The following is a 13879-nucleotide window of genomic DNA, read 5'->3' as shown; positions in this document are numbered from 1 at the left end:
AGGCTGCCAGATCTCGCGCTCGCGGCTACCGAAACGAAAGCAATTTCATTGCGATGATCTACCTGATCGGCAGCCCCGTGGGGCGCATGCTGGATGAAGCCAAATCCACATGAAACGTCGAAGAGCCGGATTCTGACAGCACAACACATAATGAATAGTATAACAGAGCATTTGGGCAAGCTTAGAATTACCTATATAGAATCAGATGGTGGTGCGGGTGCCTATAAAGTGGTCAGGCATTGTCAGGATAACCCTTTAGAAAGAATGCCGGGTGGGGATGTGTGGGGTGAAGATATGTTTCTACCTACAGACTATGAAGGATTGTTAACAGCAGATGTCATTTCTGACAATGTTCTCCACTCTATAAAGTCCGCAGTTTCTTCTGCAAAAAAATATAAGATTGATGAAGAAGGCTTTCGATCACTCTATACTGAATTTGCTCTAGGTGTATATTGCCCAGTTGAAAGGAAATATCGACTTTTTAAATACAGCATGTCGCTTGTTAGGGGATTCACCGGTCTTTATGAGATAGAAGTAAATAAAGGGGAAGTGCCTGAGGATGATATAGTCGTCTTGGGTATGCGGTCTCAGTTCGAAAATAATGCCAAAATAGTATTTGAATACTATCGCTCGCGTGGAAAGAGTCCTACCGATTTAATGCTTGATTTTGTAAATTACGCGATCGATACAGCAGGCGGTATAGGAAGTGAAATAGATAGACCATCGGTACTTAAAGTACTAAATGGTGGAAGGCTCTCTATGAAAGAGTATGTTAGTTAGGTTATATGGATGCCTGTGATATTGGCACCCAATATTTTTGTGGTTAAGTTAAGCGCAGCGCCTCGATATCCTGGGCGATGTCTTCGGCGAGCTGGCGGACGGCTTCGCTTTCGCCTTCACGCTGGGCGTAGGCGCGCAGGCCCATGACTTCGGCCTGCAGGCGACGGCCGAGGCGTTCCGGCTGGTGAGCGGGGCGCTCGGGGTCGATGAGTTCACCGGCGTCGCGGGCGTCCGCGAAGGCCTGGCGGAAGCGGGCTTCCATGTTGGCGAGCAGCATCTCGACCTTGTCACGGGCGGCCTGTTCACGCTCGCCGAGTTCCAGCAGGCTCTTTGCCAGCATGCAGGCGCGGGACGGCACCTCGCAGTCGCGCAATCCGCCGAGCTTGCGGATATAGGTGGCGAGGGCGGTCAATGGCGAGTCGTGGCTGGCCATCAGGCTTTCCATCTCACGCAGACTGCGCGCGGAGTAGCAGTCCAGCGCTTCCTGGAAGAGGCCGTCCTTGCTGCCGAAGGTGGCGTAGATGCTGCCGGGACGCATGTCGAGCGCGCGCTCGATGTCCTTCAGCGACGTGGCATGAAAGCCCTTCTGCCAGAAGAGATTGAGCGCCCGTTCGAGGGAATCCTGGCGGTTGTGCAAGGTCGCGCGTGGCATGGCTGTCCTGACGATGGGGCTCACGAGTGACGCCTGTCTTCGCGCGGCTCGGCGAAGTGGGCAGTCTACAAGGAGCAAGGTGTTGAGTGAGTACTCAATTTTAACTTGAATGATCGCTCAAATCCAGCTAGTGTGTTCCCCGACAACGCAGTGCAGCGGTTTCCAGGCTTGATTTTGAGCGTTCGCTCATGTGTTGCCCTGCATCTTCAGGGGCGCTGCTCGAGGCTTCATGCCACTGACTGGCAGCCCGCCCCTGAGACACCGCGCATCTCGCCCCTCATCCCGAAGGAGTTCTCATGACTGATTTCACGCTGTATACCGCCGACAATGCCCCGCAGGACAGCAAGCCGCTGCTTGGCAAGTCCGTCGAAGCCTTCGGCATGGTACCGGGCCTGCACGCCGTGATGGCGGAAGCACCGGGTCTGCTGAAAGGCTACCAGGTGCTGCACCAGCTATTCCTCGACAGCAGCTTCGATGATGAAGAGACCACCGTCGTGTGGCAGACCATCAACGTCGAGCATAACTGCCACTACTGTGTACCGGCGCATACCGGCATCGCCAAGTCGATGAAGGTGGATGACGCCATCACCGAAGCACTGCGCAACGAGACGCCGCTGCCGACCGAGCGTCTGGAAGCCCTGCGCACCTTCACGCTGGCCGTGGTGCGTGAGCGTGGCTTCGTCGATGACGCTACCGTGCAGACCTTCCTCGATGCCGGTTATACCAAGCGCAATGTGCTGGAAGTGATTCTGGGCCTGTCCCAGAAGGTGATGAGCAACTACACCAATCACCTGGCCGAGACGCCGATCGACGAGCCGTTCAAGAAGTTCGAGTGGCACAAGCAGGGCTGAAGCCGAGGCGAGAGGCGGCGGCAAGTGCCTGACTCTTCAATGCTAATGAAAATATTTCTCATTAGTGTTGACGTCTGAGCCCGCGGGTCATATTCTGGGGTCATCGCTTCCCCGCCATGGGTAGCGGTGTCCCGGCCAGTGGAGTCAGGCCCCTGTCCGGGAGGCTTCTCATCAGACAGTTTTACGGTCCTTGCCAGCGGCTCATCCTACGGGGTGGGCCGCTTTTTTATGCGCAAAAAAAGACGCCTCCTTCGCTTGCACGAGGGAGGCGTCCGGAAGCGCTTTTCGGTTCACTCACTTTCCGTCTGCCAATGACAGGGAGGAAGGCTTGCGAGTCGAGCGGTGCTTCGTGCTCACCAGATTTGGATGTCAGGTCCCTGGTAAGCGTCTCATCAGGCCAGTCACGACCTTGATATTCTGGCGCCATGATACGTCAGCCGGTGAGGGGAGGCCAGCGACGCGTGAGATAAACGCTGACTCAATGTTAATGAAAATATTTCTCATTAGTATTGACGGCGTCTACTGGAGAGCATAATCTGGATTCATCGCTTCCCGCCATGGAATGCGGTAGCCAGAACAGCGGAGTCAGGCCCCTGTTCGGGTTTCTCCTCATCAAGCTAGTCACGGTCTTAGGGCGACTCTCACGGGTCGCCTTTTTTCGTGTCTGGTGCTTCTTTATTCCTGTCTGGCGCTTTTCTCTGGCGCTCTATTCTGGCGCTCGATCTCGGTCTCCCTTCGGCCGCTCCCCGCTTGCCTCCCCGCTCACGCCTGTTGCGCCCCGTCGCTCGGCCTCCGCTGGCTCGCCATCTCGTTTAGAATGACGACACTCTATTCGTACGCCGCCAAGGTGCCCGGGTTTCGCTGCCTTTTCAGACGGTTGGCCTTGGTCGTCAGCCATCGCCATCGCTCAGTGCACAGGCGAGACCTGCGGGGCCTTTCGAGGAAGTCATCATGATCACACTCTATCGACTGCACGATGATGGCCGCCTGCGCGGCGAACATATCGTGTTGCCTGACCCGCAGCCCGGTCAGCCCGATGCGCCGCCGCGCCTGGCGGACAGCGCTGAAGAGGCGGCAGTCCTGCATGCCAGCTTGCTGGCCGATGACGAGCTGGCGCCACCGATTCTGGTGCGTAGCGATGTGCTGTGGATCGATCTCTGCGAGCCGGATGAGCAGGAAAAGCGCTGGGTGAGCGAACAGTTCACGGTGGAGCTGCCTGATGTCGAGGAGCTGGAGGAGATCGAGTCGTCGTCGCGCTTCTATCTGGAAGGCGATGGCATCCACGTCGTCTCGCTGTTTCCGCATCGCAAGGGGCGCGAGCCGCAGACGGCCAACGTCGCCTTTCATCTGCATGGGCGCCAGTTGATCAGCATGCGCCACGAGGATATCGGCCTGCTGCGGCTGTTCCGCAATCACCTGCGTCGCCAGCGACTGAGCCCGGAGGATGGCTGGGAAGTGCTGTTGGCGCTGCTGGCGATGAAGGTCGATTACCTGGCCGATGAGATCGAGGATATCTACCGGGCCCTGGAGGCGTTGGGCAAGCAGGCGGTGCACCCCGAGGCGCTGGAAGACACCCTGCACGGCATCCTGTTGCAGGAGCGCTACAACGACAAGGTGCGCCAGTCGCTGCTGGACAGTCAGCGCCTGCTGCGTCAGCTGACGCGCCATCTGCCCTCGGCGCCACGTCAGAAATCGCGACGGCAGGAGATTCGCGACATGCTGCGCGACATCGACTCGCTCAATCCGCACACCACCTTCATCTTCGACAAGGTCAACTTCCTGCTCGATGCCTCGATCGGTTTCACCAATCTCGATCAGAGCCGCATCATCAAGATCTTCTCGGTGGCGGCGGTAGTCTTCATGCCGCCGACCTTGATCGCCAGCATCTACGGCATGAACTTCCACTGGATGCCGGAGCTGGACGAGGACTGGGGCTATCCCTTCGCGCTGTGCCTGATGGGGGTATCGGCGCTCTCGACCTATCTGTTCTTCAAGTGGAAGAAGTGGCTGTAAGTCACTGAAGACAGACATAAAAAAAGCGCCTGGCGTCGTGAGACAGCCAAGCGCACAAGAAACTTGCATTACAACACTGAAGATCGCCACCGAGGCCCGGGATGGGCCGACAGCGAAACCGCGCGTGGGGGCGTCGCCATGCAGACCAGTCACCGGGAATCGGTGGGATGAGCAGTGCAACTACCTGAGCGCGAACCTGGACGGTCGGGCTGCGCCACGCAGGCCCGGCCGTCGTCGGTCTAGTCCGGGAGCAGGCGGCCGATGCCGCGACGCGCCTGCTCCCGCATGTTCGTGGCGCACAGTATAGGGTGCCGCGCTTTGGAGAATAAGCGCGTACAATTGAAAACTAGGGTTTCCAATATGGAAACCTGAGAGATAGATGGGGTGTCTGGCCGTGTCCAGAGGCCATGGCGGTTGCAGAGCGAGGGAAAGGGAGAAACATGGCGACACTTGATGCATTGCGCGTCTTCGTCGAAGTCGTGCGCGCGGCCAGTTTCACGGCGGCGGCGCGCCGACTGGGAATTTCCAAGTCGCTGGCGTCCAAGCGGGTGGCGGCACTGGAAGAGCAGCTGGGCGTCAGCCTGATCAATCGATCGACCCGCAAGCTGCATCTCACCGAGGCGGGGCGCATCTACTACGAGCACGGCCTGCGCATCCGCGAGGAGCTGGAATCCGCCGAGGCCCGCGTACAGTCCGTGACCTCGCAGCCGATAGGCCAGCTCAAGGTCTCGGCACAGGTGTCGTTCGGCTTCATGTATCTGGCCGCGCCGACCACCGCCTTCATGCGTCGCTACCCGGATGTCAGCGTCGAGATTCTGCTCGAGGATCAGCGCTTCGAGCCCATCGATGAGTCAGTGGACCTGGCGATTCGCATGGGGCCGCTGCCGGATTCCTCGATGGTCTCGCGGCCGCTGTGCAAGGTGGTCTATGGCCTGTATGCGGCGCCGGACTATCTGGCGCGTGTCAATGCACCGCCGGTGCAGCCCCAGGATATCCGCGCCTTCGATACCATCTTCTACGGCAATTACGACCTGGGGGCGCATTGGCGCTTCACGCTCAATGGTCAGCCCTTCGATGTGGAGCCGGAGTCGCGGCTGGTGATCAACAATCTGCTCGGCGTGGTGGAGGCGGCCAAGGCCGGCTTCGGTCTCGCCTACCTGCCGACCTTCTCGGCCCGCGCGGCAGTGGAAAGTGGTGAACTGGTGCCGCTGCTGCAGCCCTACTGGAACGAGCATGGCTCGATGGTGGTGCTGTTCCGTTCACGCAAGTACCTGCCCGACAAGACCCGCGCCTACCTCGACTTCATCACCGAGTGGTTTCAGGAGCATCTGCAGCTCTGAGTCGCCTCTACCGAGAGGGTTACCAATCGATGGCCTGGCCGGCCCAGTCGTAGAAGCCGCCGCTGGCGGTGGGCGAGAGTTCGCAGGCGACGCGCAGCAGACGGCGCGCCACGAACCCCGTCGTGAAAAGTTTGCCCTCGGGCACGCGGGCCTGGAAGGGCGTCGACAGGCCGGTGTCGGTGGTGCCGGGATGCAGCGCGACCAGCAGCGCCTCGGGATTGCGCCGTGCGATCTCGATGGCGGCGGTCTTGAGCAGCATGTTGTGGCTTGCCTTGCTGGCGCGATAGGCATACCAGCCGCCGCTGCGGTTGTCGGAGATCGAGCCGACCCGCGCCGACAGCGAGGCGAAGATCACTGGCGTGCGTCGGCGCAGACGTGGCGCCAGCATCCCCAGCAGCAGGGCCGGGGCGAAGGCATTGACCTGATGCAGATGCGTCAGGGCCGCCAGGCTCAAATCCTCCAGGCGTTTCTCCGGCCATAGCTGCTCGCGCTCGTCATGCAGCAGGCCCAGCGCGTTGAGTATCAGCGCCGGTGGCTGCCCCGTCTCGCTCTCCCCATCCAGTTGCTGTGTCAGCCACTCCTCGAGGCGCGCGGTGCCTTGCTCGGTGGTCAGGTCGGCCTCCAGCGTCTCGAGCTCGGGATGCGCCGAAAGGCATGAGACATCGCGACTCACCGCCAGCACTTTTCCGCAGTGCGGATGGGCGAGCAGCTCAGCGATCAGCGCCCGCCCGATCCCGCCGCTGGCGCCGGTGACCAGTGCGCAGAAGCCCTGTGGCAGGCGCGCGAAGGTGTCCGCCGCCAATGGCTGATCTTCCAGTCTGCTATCTGCCATGCATGTCTCCCTCTGTAGTGGCCGAATGTGACTGTCGTCAGGCAGTGCGCTCCATCAGCCTGGCGAGGCGGGAATCGCGGCTCAGTGTGGTCGGGGTGGTGTCTTCCTGCAGGCGGCCCGCTTCCAGCAGCGCCAGACGCGCGAAGCGCTCCAGCCCCAGCGGCTGGTGGGTGATCATGATCAGGCTGCGGCCCTCGCAGGCGGCGAGAATCGCGCTCATCACCTGCTCGGCGCTGGTGCGGTCCAGTCCTTCGCAGGGCTCATCGAGCAGCACGATCGGCGCTGGTGACAGCAGCGCACGCGCCACACCGAAGCGGCGCAGCTGGCCACCGGACAATGAACGCCCCCCTTCATCCGGGAAGCCGGCAAGCCCCTGTGGCTGGCGGGCCAGCCAGTCGCCAAGGCCAAGGCTTTCCAGCATGCGCGTCAGTGCCTCATCGCTGGCCTCGGGAGCGGCCAGGCGCAGGTTGTCGGTGTAGCTGGCACAGAAGAGATGCGTGTCCTGCGGGCAGACCGCGAAGCTTGCACGCAGCGTGGCCTCGTCGAGTGAATCCAGCGCCACGCCGCCCAGCGTGATGCGTCCGGCGCTGGGGACATGGAAGCGACTGAGCACGTCCAGCAGGGTGCTCTTGCCGCTGCCGGACGGGCCGAGCAGTGCCAGATGCTCGCCTGCGGCCAGTGTCAGCGACAGCTCTTCAAGCACCGGCGTGTCGCCGTGGGTGACGCTCAGCTGCTCGATCTCCAAGGCGTGTCCCACCGGCGTGGCAGCCTCAGAGCCACTGGGGAACTGGGCCGCCGGCGTATTGGCCTGCACGCCGTTGAGGCGCGCGGCCGCCGACAGACAGCGACCGAGCCCCTGCCAGGCCAGCGGCAGTGGCGCCAGTGCCTCGAAGGCGCCGAGTACCGCCAGCAGGAACAGCGCCAGCAGACGACCATCGAGCAGCTCGCCAGAATGCGTCGTGATGTCGTCGTTCGCATATGGCGCCATCTGCATGACGCCGAGCAGGGCGACCCCGGCCAGCGTCAGCCCCAGCAGACTGTGACTCAGCCAGCTGGCCAGTGCCTGACGGCGTGCCTGGGTGCGCTCGATGCGGTCCCGCTCGGCCTGTTGCTCGGCCAGGCGCTCAAGCTCTTCATTCCAGCGATCATAGATCACCAGCTCGCCCAGTCCCTGCAGGCGCTCAAGCAGGCGTGCGCGCAGGCGGCTGGCCGAGGACTGATGACGCATGGCGTCACGGCTACCCCGCCACCATGCCAGCCACGGCACCAGTCCGCCGGTCAGCACCAGCCCGATCACCGCCACCAGCGCCAGTGTCGGCGCAAAGATGCCGATCAGCGTGCCGGCGGCGAGGATGGCGCAGACCGCCACCAGCGAGGGAATCAATACGCGCACGTAGAGGCTGTCGAGGGCGTCGACATCAGCGCCCAGGCGGGTCATCAATTCTCCCTGTCCGGCATGCTGCAGGGCGGTGGGGGAGAGCGGCTCGATGGCTTCGAACAGGCGGCGGCGCAGGCTCGCCAACAGACGCAGCGTGCCCTCATGGGTGGTGACCCGCTCGCCATAGCGCCCGGCGGTGCGCGCCAGCGCCAGACCGCGCACACCTGCCGCCGGGGTGAAGAAGTTGAAGGCCTGGGTGGTGACGACGCTCAAGCCGGCCACGGCGGTGGCGGAGAGGAACCAGCCCGACAGCGCCAGCAGACCGGTGGCGGCCAGCAGGGTGATCAGTGCCAGCAGGGCACCGATACCCAGCCAGCCGCGATGCTCGCGCATCAAGGCCAGATACGGCGTCAGTTCGCGCAGACGTGGGCGCTGTTCGACGTGTGGCTCGGCCAGTGCTGGCTCACTGGCCGTGACAGGCATGGGCGTGTCAGACGCGGGCTTGCGGATGGCGCGGTTCATGCGTCACCTCGCGGCGTCGGGCGGGGGAGCGGGCGGTCCTGCACCAGTTGGCCATCGTCCAGATGAATCAGGCGCTGGCATAGCGTCAGCAGCTCTGGTCGATGGGTCAGCAGCAGCAGGGTGCGACCCTCGCCGAGACGCTTGAGCGCGGCAATCACGCGCGCTTCGCTGTCGGCGTCCAGGCTGGCGGTGGGTTCATCCAGCAGCACCAGTGGCGCGTCATGCAAGAATGCGCGGGCCAGTGACAGACGGCGTGCCTGACCGCCGGACAGCGCCTGACCGCCCTCGCCAAGGCGCGTCTCAAGCCCTCGCGGCAGGTGCTGGTACCAGTCGAGCAGGTCGGCATTGTCCAGCGCCGCTTCGAGCTGTGCGTCACTGGCGTGAGGCCTGGCAAGACGCAGGTTGTCGGCCAGCGTGCCGGAAAGCACCACCGTCTCCTGACCGACCCAGGCCGCCATGCCCGGCGGCAGGCCGTGGCTCAGCGGATGGCCATTGAGATACAGCAGGCCGTCGCTGGCCTCGACGAAGCCGAGCAGCAGATTGAGCAGCGTCGACTTGCCGGAACCGGAGGCGCCGGTCAGCGCGACACGCTCGCCCTGGGTGATCCGCAGGGTCAGTGGCCCGAGTGCCGGTGGAGTCAACGTGCTGGTCTGGCGGTTCCACTGATTGGGATAGCGCACACAGACCTCTTCCAGCATCAGCGAGTGCAACTTGCGGGACTTAGGGCGTGCTGCGGGCAAGTCGCTGTCGGGGTTGCGCGTCAGTGCGCCCGCTTCACCATCCGACTCTTGGATAAATGGAGCGCTGCCGACGATGGGGGCGAGGTCACTGGCGGCAGCCTCGGCCTCGGCCTTGGCGTGATAGTGCACGCCCAACTCGCGCAGCGGCTGATAGAACTCGGGCGCCAGTACCAGAATGAAGAGTGCGGTCTGCAGGGTCAGCGGTGAGTCGCCCCAGGTGCCGAATTGCAGGTGGCCGAGGAAATGGAAGCCGAGGTAGACCGCCAGCAGCGCGATGGACACCGCGGTGAAGAATTCCAGCACCGTGGAGGACAGGAAGGCCAGGCGCAGTACGCGCATGGTGCGCTTGCGAAAGGCATGGCTGACTGCCTCGACCTGGGGGCCGCGTCTGGCGCTGCCGAACAGCTTCAGGGTCTTGAGACCGGTGAGCAGGTCCATGAAGTGACGGCCCATGCGGTCCATCTCCCGGAACTGCTCCTGCGAGCGCTTGCGCGCCGCGATGCCGACAAGAATCATGAATATCGGTACCAGTGGTGCGGTGGTGGCGAGAATCAGGCCGGCCGCCCAGTTGAGCGGAAACACCACACACAGCAGCATCAGCGGAATCAGCCCCGCGAGGCGTGTCTGCGGGCGGAAGTCGGCATAGTAGCCGTGCAGTGACTCGACCTGGTCCCAGGCGCGGTTGGCGAGACTGGCGCGATGCTGGCGACGCACCCACAGCGGGCCGAGTTCGGCGAAGCGCTGCAGCAGGCGTTCGCGCAGGCCACGACGGATCTGCTGGCTGGCGCGCGTGCCGGCATAGCCACGCAGGCCAGTGAGCGCGCCGCGCAGCGAGAGACTGGCGGCGAGTACCGCGATGGCCGGCCACAGTGTCGCCAGGCCTTCGCGGTCGATCGCGACGCCCTGGGCCAGGCGGGCGATGGCCCAGGCCTGGGCGAGCAGGACCAGTGTCGAGAGCAGGGCGCACAGGATGGCGAGCTGGGGCCAGCGGCCACCGGCACGTGCCAGTGTCTCCAGCCAGCGGCGTGGCACGAATTCTGCCGAGGCAGTGGCATCGGTGGGGGAGGGTGAAACATCGGGTACAGCGGCAGTTCGGGGCATTCATGCTCCTGCCGGTGGTGGCAGAGATAGTTGCAGGGAAGCGCTGGCGTCATGTCTCAAGGCAGAGAATGACGCATCTGGCGCAAGCTTACCGCCGAGAGAGCGTTGGTACACGGCGACGCACTGTCGCACATCTTCACCTTGCGTATAATATGCCCCAGCACTTGCTGCTGAGACAGCAGCGTGATTTCACGCCCCGGCAGTCAGTCATTGCCGAGACGCTTGTTGCCCTCTCTTCTCGAACTACTGGACTCCACATGACCGTTCGTACGCGCATCGCACCGTCGCCGACTGGTGATCCCCACGTCGGCACCGCCTACATCGCCCTGTTCAACCAGTGCTTCGCTCGTCAGCACGGTGGCGAGTTCATTCTGCGCATCGAGGATACCGATCAGACGCGTTCCACCGGTGAATCCGAGCAGATGATCCTCGACTCGCTGCGCTGGCTGGGCATCGAATGGGCCGAAGGCCCGGATGTCGGCGGTCCGCACGGCCCGTACCGTCAGAGTGAGCGTGGCGATATCTACGCCAGGCACTGCCAGCAGCTGATCGATGCCGGCCATGCCTTCAAGTGCTATCGCACCAGTGAAGAGCTGGACGAGCTGCGCGAGTCGCGCAAGGCCGAAGGTCTGCACATGGCGCTCAAGCCATCCGACCTCGCGCTGCCGGCAGAAGAAGTGGCTCGTCGTGAAGCGGCGGGCGCGCCCTTCGTCATCCGCATGAACGTGCCGGAAAGCGGCACCTGTGTGGTCAAGGACATGCTGCGTGGCGAGATCGAGGTCGATTGGGCCCAGGTCGATGCGCAGATCCTGCTCAAGTCCGACGGCATGCCGACCTACCACCTGGCCAACGTGGTGGATGATCACCTGATGGAGATCACCCACGTGATGCGTGGCGAGGAGTGGATCAACTCGGCGCCCAAGCATCAGCTGCTGTATGAATACTTCGGCTGGCAGATGCCGGAACTGTGCCACATGCCGCTGCTGCGCAACCCGGACAAGACCAAGCTGTCCAAGCGCAAGAACCCGACGTCGATCCTCTACTACCGTCGCATGGGTTACCTGCCGGCGGCGGTGATCAACTATCTCGGTCGTCTGGGCTGGTCCATGCCGGACGAACGCGAGAAGTTCACCCTGAGCGAGATGCAGGAGCATTTCGATATCCAGCGTGTCTCGCTGGGTGGCCCGGTGTTCGATGTCGAGAAGCTCAGCTGGCTGAACGGTCTCTACATCCGCGATCTGTCCGAGGATGAGCTGCTGAGCGAACTGCGTCAGTGGGCCTTCAACGAGTCCTACGTCAAGCAGATCCTGCCGGAAGTGAAGCCGCGCATCGAGACGCTGTCCGAGGCGATTCCGCTGGCCGGGCACTTCTTCTCCGGCCTGCCGGCCATCACGCCGGACGACTTCGCCAAGGCGAAGCTGGAAGGCGAAGACCTGGTGCGTCAGATGCAGTTCCTGACCTGGAAGCTTGAAGCCGTGAGCCGCTGGGACAAGGAGCATCTGCTGGCGGAGGTGAAGCTGCTCTCCGAGCACTTCGGGCTCAAGATGAAGGACTTCCTGGCGCCGGTATTCGTGGCGGTGACCGGCTCGGCGACCTCCACCTCGGTGATGGACGCGATGGTCATTCTGGGCTCCGACATGACGCGCGCGCGTCTGCGCCACGCCGTGGCCGTGCTGGGTGGTGTTTCCAAGAAGGCTGCCAAGCGCTTCGAGAAGGAATATCGCGACCTGTAAGAATATCGCGACCGGCAAGGTGTCTGCGGTGTGCGGATGCCGGCCCCTGTGACGTCTGTCGTCATGGGGGCCATGCCTTGCAGCAGCACGATGAGAATTGTGTGAGAAAGAAGTTGACGACCCCGAGGGTTATCAGTAAGATACGCCTCGTTCCTGAGAGACGGGGCCTTAGCTCAGCTGGGAGAGCGCAACACTGGCAGTGTTGAGGTCAGCGGTTCGATCCCGCTAGGCTCCACCAAGTTTCTCAAGCGACTGCGTCCCATTCGTCTAGTGGTCCAGGACACCGCCCTTTCACGGCGGTAACAGGGGTTCGAACCCCCTATGGGACGCCACTCTTCAGACATCTCGAGTCACCTTTCAGGTCTCGTGAAGTCAACAAAAAAGCACACCTTGCGGGGTGTGTTTTTTTTGTCCCTGATTCTGGCTTATGCACAGCCTGTGTGTCGGCAGAAAGCATGTTATCCCCAAGTCGCCCTTGACAGACCTCGTGTCTTGTCCACTGTTCGCGCGCTGTCACATCTCCCCCTGCATCTCCTCCCAAAGTGCGGCCCCTGTGGCTGGCGCTCACTTCGTGTTGCCAAAAATTTCTTTTATATCAATGGCTTATGCGCTGGTTAAATTTTGTGCAATCTGTTGGTAAGCCCGCTGTCATGCTGGTTCGCCGCGCTTGTCTAGGGGTTATCAACGAGGTTATCCACAGATAGTGTGGAAAAGCATGCCGAGCGCTGCTGCTGTCTGGGATGTTGCGATGCGGCACGAAAAACGCCTCATTCCCGCGTCCATATGGCGTTGGAATGAGGCGTTTTCAGTGCGAGGCCGTGTGATGCGGTTCGGCTCACTCGCTCGAGTTCAAGGCCGCTTCATCTGGAGAGGCGCTTGAGCAGCGAGGAGGTGTCCCAGCGATTGCCGCCCATGGCCTGCACGTCGGCATAGAACTGATCGACCAGCGCCGTCACCGGCAGGCTGGCATCGATGCGGCGTGCTTCCGCCAGACAGATGTCGAGGTCCTTGCGCATCCAGTCGACGGCAAAGCCGTGATCGTACTCGTCCTTGATCATGGTGGCGTGACGATTTTCCATCTGCCAGGAGCCAGCGGCGCCCTTGGAGATCACCTCGATCACCGCCTCGCGATCCAGTCCTGCCTGCTCGGCGAAGTGCAGGCCCTCGGAAAGTGCCTGCACCAGCCCGGCAATGCAGATCTGGTTGACCATCTTGGTGGTCTGGCCGGCACCGGTCTCGCCGATGCGCTTCACCATGCGACCGTAGTGCGTCAGCACCGGCTCGGCACGCGCGTAATCCGCCTCGCTGCCGCCACACATGATGGTCAGCACGCCATTCACGGCGCCTTGCTGGCCGCCGGAGATCGGCGCGTCGACGAAGCCGATACCGGCCTCGCCCGCGGCGGCGGCCATCTCGCGTGCCAGGTCGGCACTGGCGGTGGTGTGGTCCACCAGCAGACTGCCGCTCGCCATGCCGGCCAGCACGCCGTCGTCGCCGTAGGTGACGCTGCGCACGTCATCATCATTGCCCACGCACATCAGCACGATATCGGCGCCCTCGGCGGCTTCTCGCGGGGTGGCGTGATGGCTGCCGCCGTACTCCTCGCTCCACAGCTCGGCGCGTGCACGTGTGCGGTTGTAGACCCGCACCTGAAGGCCTGCGCGTTTCAGATGGCCGGCCATGGGGTAACCCATGACCCCGAGTCCGATGAAGGCGGCGGTATGTGGCGTGGTGTGTGTCTCTGACATGCTGGGAGGCTCCTTGCCATCGATCAGGTGTGAGGTTGCGCCGCTCGCGGTGGGGCGCATGGCGTGCCGGCGCGTGCAGGGCGTGACGAAGCCGGTACATCAGCACGCTAGCACGTTCGGGGCGGGGCGGCTTTATGACTTGCATCTCGACAGGGGTTGCACGCATGAGAGGCGACAGGCCAAAAAAAA

10 protein-coding genes and 2 tRNA genes are annotated in these 13879 nt (G+C 62.6%); 7 read left to right on the top strand and 5 right to left on the bottom strand.

Features of this window, described 5'->3' with window-relative positions; genetic code table 11:
* Nucleotides 1–150: 150 nt before the first annotated feature.
* Nucleotides 151–780: a hypothetical protein gene (locus MKZ40_RS15530; RefSeq protein WP_175090444.1), complete on the top strand. Its 630-nt coding sequence runs from the start codon at nt 151–153 to the stop codon at nt 778–780.
* A gap of 43 nt (nt 781–823) precedes the next feature.
* Here MKZ40_RS15530 and MKZ40_RS15525 read toward each other — a convergent pair whose 3' ends face one another.
* Nucleotides 824–1432, bottom strand: coding sequence for a TetR/AcrR family transcriptional regulator (locus tag MKZ40_RS15525; protein ID WP_175090445.1), 609 nt, complete (start codon nt 1430–1432; stop codon nt 824–826).
* 296 nt (nt 1433–1728) lie between these two features.
* On the opposite strand from MKZ40_RS15525, the gene MKZ40_RS15520 reads away from it, so the two are divergent.
* From MKZ40_RS15520 to MKZ40_RS15510, 3 genes are all read left to right on the top strand, one after another.
* Entirely contained in the window at nt 1729–2283 is a 555-nt protein-coding gene (locus tag MKZ40_RS15520) for a carboxymuconolactone decarboxylase family protein (protein WP_175090446.1), read from the top strand.
* A gap of 951 nt (nt 2284–3234) precedes the next feature.
* Nucleotides 3235–4296 (top strand): magnesium/cobalt transporter CorA, encoded by a 1062-nt coding sequence (corA, locus tag MKZ40_RS15515; protein WP_175090447.1) that lies wholly within the window; start codon nt 3235–3237, stop codon nt 4294–4296.
* Between the two features lie 440 nt (nt 4297–4736).
* Nucleotides 4737–5636, top strand: coding sequence for a LysR family transcriptional regulator (locus MKZ40_RS15510; protein WP_175090448.1), 900 nt, complete (start codon nt 4737–4739; stop codon nt 5634–5636).
* Nucleotides 5637–5655: 19 nt separating this feature from the next.
* Here MKZ40_RS15510 and MKZ40_RS15505 read toward each other — a convergent pair whose 3' ends face one another.
* From MKZ40_RS15505 to cydD, 3 genes are read right to left on the bottom strand one after another with little or no spacing between them, the layout of a single operon-like run.
* Entirely contained in the window at nt 5656–6468 is an 813-nt protein-coding gene (locus tag MKZ40_RS15505) for an SDR family NAD(P)-dependent oxidoreductase (protein ID WP_175090449.1), read from the bottom strand.
* Between the two features lie 37 nt (nt 6469–6505).
* Complete coding sequence (gene cydC / locus MKZ40_RS15500; protein ID WP_175090450.1) at nt 6506–8368, bottom strand: thiol reductant ABC exporter subunit CydC; 1863 nt, start codon at nt 8366–8368, stop codon at nt 6506–6508.
* Nucleotides 8365–10209, bottom strand: coding sequence for a thiol reductant ABC exporter subunit CydD (cydD, locus tag MKZ40_RS15495; RefSeq protein ID WP_175090451.1), 1845 nt, complete (start codon nt 10207–10209; stop codon nt 8365–8367). The genes cydC and cydD overlap by 4 nt, the downstream gene beginning before the upstream one ends.
* 257 nt (nt 10210–10466) lie before the next feature.
* Here cydD and gltX point away from each other — a divergent pair, with 257 nt between their 5' ends.
* The 3 genes from gltX to MKZ40_RS15480 all read left to right on the top strand — a co-directional run bounded on the left by gltX (nt 10467) and on the right by MKZ40_RS15480 (nt 12274).
* Nucleotides 10467–11942, top strand: coding sequence for a glutamate--tRNA ligase (gltX, locus tag MKZ40_RS15490; protein WP_175090452.1), 1476 nt, complete (start codon nt 10467–10469; stop codon nt 11940–11942).
* Nucleotides 11943–12104: 162 nt separating this feature from the next.
* A tRNA-Ala gene (locus tag MKZ40_RS15485) sits at nt 12105–12180 on the top strand.
* Nucleotides 12181–12198: 18 nt separating this feature from the next.
* Nucleotides 12199–12274, top strand: a tRNA-Glu gene (locus tag MKZ40_RS15480).
* A 528-nt stretch (nt 12275–12802) separates the two neighbouring features.
* On the opposite strand, the gene MKZ40_RS15475 is transcribed toward MKZ40_RS15480, so the two are convergent.
* A complete protein-coding gene (locus tag MKZ40_RS15475) occupies nt 12803–13690 on the bottom strand; it encodes an NAD(P)-dependent oxidoreductase (protein ID WP_175090453.1) in 888 nt (295 codons plus the stop codon).
* Nucleotides 13691–13879 lie beyond the last annotated feature (189 nt).

Source organism: Cobetia sp. BMC6 (genome assembly GCF_029991385.1).
Classification (GTDB): domain Bacteria; phylum Pseudomonadota; class Gammaproteobacteria; order Pseudomonadales; family Halomonadaceae; genus Cobetia.
The sequence above is the reverse complement of the archived record's forward strand: the minus strand, read 5'-3'. Positions and strand labels throughout refer to the sequence as shown.